Raw genomic sequence first — 10,023 nt, 5'->3', positions numbered from 1 at the left:
GGAAAAACTTCTGACATACTTGGTAAACAGGCATAGAGGTGATCTCATTGAATTGATAGCACAATCAGTAGATCACAAAACTCTATGCCTGTCTTTTTTTACCTGCTCATTACTGGGGATTCCTCAGAGCAATAGCGGGGCATTAGTCATAACCTGATTAAAAAAGATAGTGAAGACGTTATAAAAGGTTTCCATAAAGCACTCCATTCGGCTTTTGGCATACTCGTCGTCCTTTAATATTTTTAAATTAAGGTGTGATATGACGAGCTGTGTTTATAATGCCAGACCACTCTACCAATCAAATTTAATCACACAAAGATTAAATTTGATTATTTGTGAATAAGATCGCAACTTAGTTTTATGGAGTAATCATTTCACTTACCTACAATCTTAAAAATAAATTTTCCTTTTTAATTACAATTAAATAGAAAATAATAAGTTATAAAGCCAAAAGAAATCAGATAAATAATACAGGCCGGACAGAGATATAATCCATAAAAAACAGGGTTCACATTCTCATTGGTTAATGTTAAATTTCTCACAATCAATCTTAAATAATCTTTTTGTGATTAATTTTGATTAATTAAAGAAGCCAACATACATCAATCATTATTGGGAATCATCGCTATGAGTAAAATTGCAAACATCACCCGAGAATCCTGGGTTCTGAGTACTTTTCCAGAATGGGGAACCTGGCTGAATGAAGAAATTGAACAAGAGGCTGTCGCTCCTGGAACCTTTGCTATGTGGTGGCTGGGCTGTACGGGTATCTGGTTGAAATCCCAGGGGAACGCAAATATTTGTGTCGATTTCTGGTGCGGTACCGGTAAGCAAAACCATAGCAGCCCATTGATGAAAACAGGCCATCAGATGCAACGGATGGCGGGAGTCAAAAAATTACAGCCAAACCTGCGTACCACACCATTTGTACTCGATCCTTTTACCATTCGCCAGATTGATGCGGTGTTATCTACTCACGACCATAATGACCATATTGATGTCAACGTTGCCGCGGCGGTGATGCAAAACTGTGCTGACTCGGTTCCGTTTATCGGCCCGCAGACCTGCGTTGATATTTGGGTTGGATGGGGAGTACCACGGGAACGCTGCATTGTGGTAAAACCGGGTGATGTTATAAAGATAAAAGATACTGAGATTCATGCGCTTGATGCCTTTGACAGAACGGCGTTAATCACACTCCCGGCAGATGAAAAAGCCGCGGGCGTACTGCCTGACGGTATGGATAAGCGAGCCGTTAACTATCTGTTTAAAACTCCCGGGGGTAATTTGTACCACAGTGGTGACTCTCACTATTCAAACTATTATGCCAAACACGGTAATGACCATCAGGTCGATGTGGCTCTGGGCTCTTATGGTGAAAACCCTCGGGGCATAACCGATAAAATGACCAGTGCCGACATTCTGCGTATGGCTGAATCGCTAAATGCCAAAGTGGTTATTCCTTTCCATCATGATATCTGGTCAAACTTTCAGGCCGACCCACAAGAAATTCGCGTACTGTGGGATATGAAAAAAGATCGACTGAAATACGGATTTAAACCTTATATCTGGCCACAGGATAAAGACGATTTTGAATATCACTACCCACGCGGTTTTGATGATTGTTTTACCATAGAGCCGGATTTACCCTTTAAGTCATTCCTGTAATGACGTTACTTTCAGTGGCCGGGTATCACCCGGCTTTCATCCTGCTGACGATAGGATAAAATTGTTTTTTCAAATATAATCATCAAATCGTCATCAGACATCTGGATTTTTCATGACAGAATCACAACGACATCAGATTTTACTGGAAATGCTACAACAAACTGGCTTTGTTACCGTAGAGCAGGTTATCGATCGTTTAAACATTTCCCCTGCCACCGCACGCCGGGATATTAATAAACTGGGTGATAACGGTAAATTAAAGAAAGTGCGTAATGGCGCGGAAGTTATCAGTCAAAATCGCGTGGCCTGGACACCAATGAACATTCATCAGGCACAAAACCATGAAGAGAAAGTTCGCATTGCTAAAGCCGCTTCCCGTTTGGTACAACCGGGGGAGAGCCTGGTGATTAACTGTGGGTCTACCGCTTTTTTACTCGGGCGTGAAATTTGCGGCAAAGATGCACAAATCATCACTAACTATCTGCCGCTGGCAAACTTTTTGATTGAGCAAGAGCATGACAGCGTAGTTATCATGGGCGGGCAGTACAATAAGAGCCAGGCCATTACGCTTGCCCCGCAGGATGGCGATGCATCGTTATATGCGGGCCACTGGATGTTTACCAGCGGCAAAGGATTAACCGCAGAAGGTTTGTATAAAACAGATATGTTAACCGCTATGGCCGAGCAAAAAATGCTGAACTATGTTGGTAAATTAGTGGTGCTGGTGGACAGCAGCAAGGTCGGCCAGCGAGCGGGCATGTTGTTTAGCCGGGCAGAACAAATTGATATGGTGATCACCGGTAAAGAGGCCAACCATGAAGTTATTGAGCAACTTAAAACTCAGGGCGTTCAGGTCATATTGGTATAAATATCGATAACTTCCGGCCAGGCAAATCTATCATGTTTGCAGATTGGGTTGATGGTCGGAATTCGAATTAGAGCAGGTTTCAGCCACTTTTCTTTTCATGGTTAAATCAAAAGTAGCGTCGCCAGCCCAAGAAAAATGAAAAAGCCACCGGTATCAGTAATAGCGGTAATCATCACACTGGAACCAATTGCCGGATCTTTCCCCAGCCGATTCATCATTATAGGAATCGTTACCCCCATCAACGCAGCCAGCAGCAGGTTCAGTAGCATTGCCAGCGTCATTACTCCCCCCATCAGTGGATTACCATATAACAGCCAGGTCATTCCCCCCATCACGCCTCCCCAAACCAGGCCGTTAATCACGGCGACGCCCAGCTCACGCAGCAACATAAATGGCATATCTTGGGAACGAATATGGTGCAAAGCCAATGCCCGCACAATCATAGTAATCGTCTGGTTGCCGGTATTACCACCGATGCCGGCAACAATTGGCATTAAGGTTGCCAGCGCCACCAGCTCAGAAATCGTTCCTTCAAACAACCCAATAACCCGTGATGCAATAAAGGCAGTACAGAGGTTAATCGCCAGCCAGGCTGAACGCTGGCGCACTGACGTCAGAATAGGGGCGAAAATATCCTCTTTCTCACTTAACCCCCCCATACGACGCAAATCATTGTCGCTTTCCTCAATCACCACGTTAACCACATCTTCTACGGTTAAACGCCCTATTAATTTGTTTTGATTATTCACGACTGCGGCGCTAATCAGGTTATAACGTTCAAAGGCACCAGCGGCCTCTTCAGCATTATCGTCAGGTAAAAAAGTGAGTGGTTCCGTATGCATCAGAGCCGAAACCCGTGTCTCCGGCGTATGTAACAAAATATCGGTAATCAGTAGCTCCCCCATCAGACGATTTTCTCTGTCAATCACGAACAGCTTATCGGTAGAGTCCGCGATGGTACTACGCTTTTGCAAAAAACGTAGTACCGTTGCCAGTGAAATATCATCACGAATGGCTATCAGCTCAAAATCCATCAGAGCGCCGACTTTATCCCTACCCAGATGAATCACTTCACTGATTCTGGCTCGCTGATGGGCATCCAGAGATGCCAATAGCTGTTCAACCAGATCGCGTGGGAGATGGCCTGCCAGATAGGCTTGCTCGTTCAAATCGAGATGTTGCAGTGCCGACAGCAACTGGCGATCGCTCATTTCCTCAATCAGGCTATCCCAAACGGCATCCGATACTTCAATCAGCGTTTGGCCGCGCTTTTTATCGCTCAACAGAGACCAGATAGCCCGACGTTTGCTCTTTGGCAGCGATTCCAGTAAATCCGCAAGGTCAGCGGCATGTAGCTTATTGACCAATTGTCGAAGCTCATGCACACCGTTCATGAGTGAAGGATCGAACAAACTGGAAGATTGCTTGCCGTAGTCAATCGCCACCACCAACAAATGGTCGGACAAGAGATGCATAATCCGCTGGCGATTATGTTCCAGTTTTAAACCGGTCATTTTTTCATTATGGACTTCATTATTAATTTCATTCTGCATCATAAAAAATGGTAACTCTGTGGCTGTAAAATCATCGCCCGAAAGGTTGTTATTAAATCCTTATTATCGAGTTGGGCAGTCAATTGTGCATTACCATAACGCTTTTCAATATAAATAATAGTGAATGATTGGAATTAATCTGATTGAAAAATCAGATTAATTTGTTTCCTCCCAAAAAGAGAAACTCATCTACCTCAAAAGGAGTGAATTAAATCTTAATACCAACAAACCCGATCTATCTCAATAAACACGCATTTATAATGCAATATTATTGCTTTCATTCTGTTTAGTTCTGATTAACCGGATGCCCGCATCCACTGCTGCTTGTACCAGGTGATTATGAAAAGTCTTTCCCAGTCCCGGTCAGAATCTGAAGTTCATTCTTTGTGCGCTGTCGATGATATAGAGCAAGCGGCTTCCCGTTCCCGCAAAAAACTGATTCGTCGTCCGGGTACGGTAGCGGGTAAATTGCCCTGGAATGATATGCGCAATGGAAAGCTTTGGCGACATGCCGCTCAGTTTATTTTTGTGCTCATCAATATCTATATCTGCGCCACTTTCTACTTCTGGGTAAGATTTTATGAGACTGGCGGTGCCACTACTTATGTTTCCCGCCCGGCAGGCATTGAAGGTTGGTTACCAATAGCAGGTTTAATGAACCTGAAATATACGCTGGAAACCTAGAGCATTCCTCCTGTTCATGCGGCATCGATGCTGCTATTACTGGCCTTCTTATTGATGGCGCTACTGCTTAAGAAAGCTTTTTGCTCATGGTTATGCCCGGTGGGTACGCTATCTGAAATGTTGGGTAATGTAGGGAAAAAAATGTTTGGTAAAACGTTCTTCCCCCCACGCTGGCTGGATATCCCTTTGCGTAGCCTGAAGTATTTATTACTGGGCTTTTTCCTGTATCTGGTTGTTCCCATGCCGGTGAGAGCGATTCAGACATTTCTGATGTCCCCTTATGGCCTGATTGCCGATGTAAAAATGCTGAACTTCTTTCGTTTTATCGGGGAAACCACATTAATTTCGGTCATTGTGCTGACATTAGGCAGTCTGTTTATTCAAAACCTGTGGTGTCGCTATCTTTGTCCATACGGAGCATTACTGGGGCTATTTTCGCTATTTTCACCGTTTAAAATTCGCCGTAATCCGGAAAGCTGTATTGACTGCGGTAAGTGCGCTAAAGCCTGCCCTTCCCGTATTCCTGTCGATCGGTTAATTCAGGTTCATACGGTGGAATGCACTGCCTGTATGAGTTGCGTTGAGTCCTGTCCGGCCAAAGACACGTTGGTGTTTTCAATCACTAAACCAACGGGAGCGCCGGGACAAACCCACCGCAGAGGGATTTCCGGAATGGTGATGGCGTTGCTGTTAACGTTGATTCTGGGAGGAACCATTGGTTATGCCAAATATACAGGCCATTGGGAGACCAACCTGCCGGAACAGTTTTACTATCGTTTAATTCCCGGCAGTCAGATGCTGAGTCACCCCTGAATAAATAAACAGAGCCCGCCAGTTGGCAGGCTCTGTTTATTAACAATGACAAAAATCCGCCTACTTCAGCTTAAAATGACGTTCCGCATTTCCGTAACAAATATCTTCAATCATACTTCCCACCAGTTGGTAATCATGAGGAATTTCACCATTATGCATCCAGCCACCCACCATATCGCACAGAATACGGCGGAAATACTCATGGCGAGTATAGGAAAGAAAACTTCTCGAATCGGTCAACATACCGACAAACTGGCTTAATAAACCCAGCTGTGACAGTTGCATCATCTGACGTTGCATACCCTCTTTCTGATCGTTAAACCACCAGCCTGAGCCAAACTGCACTTTCCCGGCAATACCACCGCCCTGGAAATTACCGCACATTGTCGCCAGCACTTCGTTATCGGATGGATTCAGACAATAGAGAATGGTTTTCGGCAGGTTGTCATCTTTATCCAGTTCATTAAGTAAACGGGACAATGCTTCAGCAACCGGACGATCGCCAATAGAATCAAACCCGGCATCCGCACCTAATCTGGCGAACATTCGCTGACTATTATTGCGTAGCGCACCAATATGTAACTGCATTACCCAGCCACGCTGATGATATTGACGCCCCAGCCAGACCTGAACCGCCGTGCTGAATTGTGCAATTTCCAGTTCGCTTAACGTCTGTCCCGACAGGCGTTGACGCAAGATACGGTCCAGCTCGGTCGCTGCCGGTATTTCAGCAAAACGTACTATCTCCACACCGTGATCGGCAGCCACACAGCCATGAGCGGCAAAGTGCTCCAGGCGTTTTTCCAGTGCTTTCAGCAAATCAGTAAAGCCATGAATGCTGATATCCGCAGCCTTTTCTAACAGTGGGAGGTAATCAACAAACCCCGGTAAATCAATTTTGAAAGCGCGATCCGGTCGCCAGCTTGGACATACCCGAATATCAAAGCTGTCATCAGCCGCAATCCCACGATGGTACTCAAGAGAATCAACAGGATCGTCTGTGGTACCAACCATTTTTACCTTCATCTGCTGCATAATTCCACGGGCAGAAAACTGAGGTTGGGCCAGTAACGCATTAGCCTGCTGCCAGATTTGCTCTGCAGTATCAGAGTTCAGACAGATATCACTGATGCCAAACGGGCGTTTCAGTTCCAGATGAGTCCAGTGGTAGATTGGATTTCCTAACGTTTTAGGCACCACCGATGCCCAGGCCAGATATTTTTCATAATCACTGGCGTTTCCGGTAATAAGACGTTCATCAATACCCGCGGTTCTCAGTACCCGCCATTTATAGTGATCCCCCGCCAGCCAGATTTCGGACAAATTGCCAAAACGGCGGTTTTCCATAATATCTTTCGGCGGCAGATGACAGTGATAATCAAAAATAGGTTGGGGTGCAGCATAGTCAAAATAGAGACGCCGGGCCGCATCGGTGGATAATAAGAAATCATCCGCTAAAAAGTTTTTCATCATTAAATCTTCCCCTGACTGGCTAACTGATGAACGGTATTTTTAGCTCCTTGTTCCATCAGGGCAAGATAGCTGCGGGTTACCATGTCGACAAAACGAGGATCTTGGGGCAACGCAGCGCCGAATACCTCTTCCACGGCCAGTAAACCCTGTACTCTTTCAATACCCTCTTTCGTTGAAGTGCATACTTGTTTAAGGCGCTCCACCATCGGGTCACGAACGTCAATAGCGGCACCTGCATCATCAACTCCGCCAACGTAGCGCATCCATCCTGCAATGCCCAACGCCAGACAGTCAAAGTTACCCTTGTGTGCCAGATGCCAGCGAACGGAATCCAGCATCCGCTGTGGCAACTTCTGGGTGCCATCCATCGCAATCTGCCAGGTACGGTGTTTCAACGAAGGGTTACTGTAACGCTCAATCAGACGATCAGCATAACTCGCCAAATCAACATTCTTCAGACTCAGCGTTGGTGCTTGCTCTTGCAGCATTAACCGGTGTGCAGCAGTACGATAAGCGCTGTCCGTCATACAGTCATTAATATGTTGATAACCCGCCAGATAACCCAAATAGGCCAGGAAGGAGTGGCTACCGTTTAGCATTCTCAGCTTCATCTCTTCATAGGGCAGTACATTGTCTACCAGTTCTGCGCCAATGGTTTCCCACTGAGGACGACCGGCAATAAAATTATCTTCCACTACCCACTGAATAAAAGGCTCGCAGGCAATACCGCACGGGTCACTTACCCCTAGTGCCTGCTCTATTTCTACCAGCGTTTCATCCGTGATAGCAGGAACAATTCGGTCCACCATGGTACTGGGGAAAGGCACATTCTGGTTTATCCAGCCGGCCAGTTCAGCATCGCTGACTTTGGCTAACCCAATGACGGCCTGCTTAACAATATGTCCATTCTCCGGAATATTATCGCAAGACAGCACGGTGAAAGGCACCAGACCACGTTCACGACGACGACGCAGGGCTTCAACAATAACACCAATAGCCGATTTCGGTTGGTGCGGCTGTTGCAAATCAGCCTTAATTAATGGGTTATTAATATCTAAACCACCGCCTCCGGGCAGCACACAATAACCTTTTTCAGTGATAGTCATCGATACAATGGCGACCTGAGGTTCAGCCATTTTTTCAATAACGTTTTCCATTCCATCCAGCTCAGAATGCAGAGACTCGGTAACTGATCCAATAATCAATGCCTGATTACTTTCAGCCCCTTTCTCTAACACGCTATACAGATGATTCTGCTGGCGAAGTGTTTCAATGAGTGCTTCGCCCCCAAACAGATTCACTTCGCAAATCCCCCAGTCACCGCCTGACTGTTGCAAGACCCGGCTGGTTAGCAATGCCTGATGAGCGCGATGAAACGCCCCAAACCCTAAATGCACAATACGGCTTTTTAACTGATGGCGATCGTATGTTGGCCGTTGTACCGAAGCGGGTAACTGGCTGTTATCAATGGTTTTCATGTTACATCCCATAATTCATCGAATGACAAATGGCGCAGAAACGGCGGTCAACCTGTTACCGGGAAGCCGCCGTATTCTATTAACTTCAGGTTAAATATCGATAATTAACCGCCATATCCCAGAATGGTTCTTGGTAAATACAGACTGATCTCCGGAATATAGGTCACCATCATCAGCGTAAATAACAACATGACGAAAAACGGCAGTAACGGTTTCAATACTTTATCGATAGGTACATCACCCACACTACAGCCAACAAACAGGGCACTACCCACCGGTGGAGTACAGATACCAATACACAGGTTAAACGTCATAATGATGCCAAAGTGCACAGGATCAATGCCCATCTGATTAGCCAGTGGCAGGAAGATTGGGGTAAAGATCAATAATGCCGGTGTCATATCCATAAACACACCGATAACCAGCAAGATGACGTTAATGATCAGCAGAATAATAATTGGGTTTTCCGATACTGCATTCAAACCATCGCTGATCATATAAGGGATATCCGCATTGGCCATTGCCCATGACATCCCCATTGATGTACCGATAAGTAGCAATACGATTGAGGTGGTTACCGCAGAATCAAGGATCACTTTTGGCAAATCTGCCAGCTTCATTTCACCGTAGATCATTGATAATCCGATGGTATATACCACAGCCACCGCGGAGGCCTCTGTTGCGGTAAAAATACCGGCAATAATTCCCCCCATGATTACCACAATCAGTGCCAGAGAAGGCAATGCATCTAACATACGGTAGAACGCTTCAGAACAGGTAGCCTTTTCCGGGCGACCATATCCTTTACTCCTGGCAATGACCCCCGCTACAGTCATCAAACCCACACCCATTAAAATACCGGGTAAGTAACCGGCTAAAAACAGGGCTGAGATGGATGTACCACCAGAAATCAGAGAATAGACGATCAGGGTATTAGAAGGTGGAATCAGCAACCCGGTAGGACAGGAAGTAATATTCACCGCCGCCGAGAACGCCGGATCGTAGCCCTCTTTCTTCTGCATTGGAGACATCACGCCCCCCACTGCCGCTACTGATGCTACCGCAGAGCCGGACAAGGCACCAAACATCATATTGGCTAATACATTGCAGTGCGCCAGTGGGCCGGGTAATCGGCCGCCCAATACTTTGGCAAAGTTAATCAACCGTAGCGCTATACCGCCCCGGTTCATAATATTTCCAGCCAGTATAAAGAATGGAATGGCTAATAAAGCAAAACTATCCAACCCGGTTGCCATCTTTTGAGCAATAACGGCAATCGCCGGATCGAAAGGGAGCGACAGCATAATGGTCGCCAGAGAAGCCAGACCGATAGAAAAAGAGATCGGCACACCAATGATTAGCAGGAAAGCGAAAACGCCAAACAGCGTTAAAATAATATCCCATTCCATGATTAAGTTACCTTTTTCAATATTTAGTTATTAGACCTGTTGGCTATCCTGCCTCAGGCTACTAATGGAAAAACACA

General features: G+C 45.8%; 6 protein-coding genes and 1 pseudogene. 3 read left to right on the top strand and 4 right to left on the bottom strand.

Translation table 11 applies throughout. The features are described 5' to 3' along the window. Window positions 1-627 precede the first annotated feature (627 nt). Window positions 628-1,668: an L-ascorbate 6-phosphate lactonase gene (gene ulaG / locus LPW36_RS09410; RefSeq protein ID WP_230609423.1), complete on the top strand. Its 1,041-nt coding sequence runs from the start codon at window positions 628-630 to the stop codon at window positions 1,666-1,668. 112 nt (window positions 1,669-1,780) lie between these two features. Beyond that, window positions 1,781-2,536, top strand: a complete 756-nt coding sequence (gene ulaR, locus LPW36_RS09405) for an HTH-type transcriptional regulator UlaR (protein ID WP_230609422.1) — start codon at window positions 1,781-1,783, stop codon at window positions 2,534-2,536. A gap of 101 nt (window positions 2,537-2,637) precedes the next feature. Here the strand turns inward: ulaR and mgtE are convergent, their stop codons facing one another. Further along, window positions 2,638-4,092, bottom strand: a complete 1,455-nt coding sequence (gene mgtE, locus LPW36_RS09400; RefSeq protein WP_420844753.1) for a magnesium transporter — start codon at window positions 4,090-4,092, stop codon at window positions 2,638-2,640. Between the two features lie 399 nt (window positions 4,093-4,491). Here mgtE and LPW36_RS09395 point away from each other — a divergent pair. After that, window positions 4,492-5,586 (top strand): annotated as a pseudogene (locus LPW36_RS09395) (4Fe-4S binding protein). Window positions 5,587-5,646: 60 nt separating this feature from the next. Here LPW36_RS09395 and uxaC read toward each other — a convergent pair. From uxaC to LPW36_RS09380, 3 genes are all read right to left on the bottom strand, one after another. After that, the gene (gene uxaC / locus LPW36_RS09390) at window positions 5,647-7,056 is read right to left on the bottom strand and encodes a glucuronate isomerase (RefSeq protein ID WP_230609425.1); all 1,410 of its coding nucleotides are present in this window, start codon (window positions 7,054-7,056) and stop codon (window positions 5,647-5,649) included. A gap of 2 nt (window positions 7,057-7,058) precedes the next feature. Then, complete coding sequence (locus LPW36_RS09385) at window positions 7,059-8,537, bottom strand: mannitol dehydrogenase family protein (protein WP_230609421.1); 1,479 nt, start codon at window positions 8,535-8,537, stop codon at window positions 7,059-7,061. Window positions 8,538-8,641: 104 nt separating this feature from the next. Beyond that, window positions 8,642-9,946 carry a TRAP transporter large permease gene (locus tag LPW36_RS09380; RefSeq protein WP_230609420.1) on the bottom strand — a complete coding sequence of 435 codons (1,305 nt, stop codon included), beginning with the start codon at window positions 9,944-9,946 and terminating at the stop codon, window positions 8,642-8,644. Window positions 9,947-10,023: the final 77 nt, after the last annotated feature.

Source organism: Limnobaculum eriocheiris (genome assembly GCF_021010575.1).
In the GTDB taxonomy this organism is placed as follows: domain Bacteria; phylum Pseudomonadota; class Gammaproteobacteria; order Enterobacterales; family Enterobacteriaceae; genus Limnobaculum; species Limnobaculum eriocheiris.
Note: the sequence above shows the minus strand (reverse complement) of the source record. Positions and strands in the feature narration are given on the sequence as shown.

What these genes read in the sequence shown, in the direction of transcription:
- mgtE (WP_420844753.1), bottom strand. Translation starts at nt 4,092, where the DNA reads ATGATGCAGAATGAAATTAATAATGAAGTCCATAATGAAAAAATGACC.
- uxaC (WP_230609425.1), bottom strand. Translation starts at nt 7,056, where the DNA reads ATGAAAAACTTTTTAGCGGATGATTTCTTATTATCCACCGATGCGGCC.
- LPW36_RS09385 (WP_230609421.1), bottom strand. Translation starts at nt 8,537, where the DNA reads ATGAAAACCATTGATAACAGCCAGTTACCCGCTTCGGTACAACGGCCA.
- ulaR (WP_230609422.1), top strand. Translation starts at nt 1,781, where the DNA reads ATGACAGAATCACAACGACATCAGATTTTACTGGAAATGCTACAACAA.
- LPW36_RS09380 (WP_230609420.1), bottom strand. Translation starts at nt 9,946, where the DNA reads ATGGAATGGGATATTATTTTAACGCTGTTTGGCGTTTTCGCTTTCCTG.
- ulaG (WP_230609423.1), top strand. Translation starts at nt 628, where the DNA reads ATGAGTAAAATTGCAAACATCACCCGAGAATCCTGGGTTCTGAGTACT.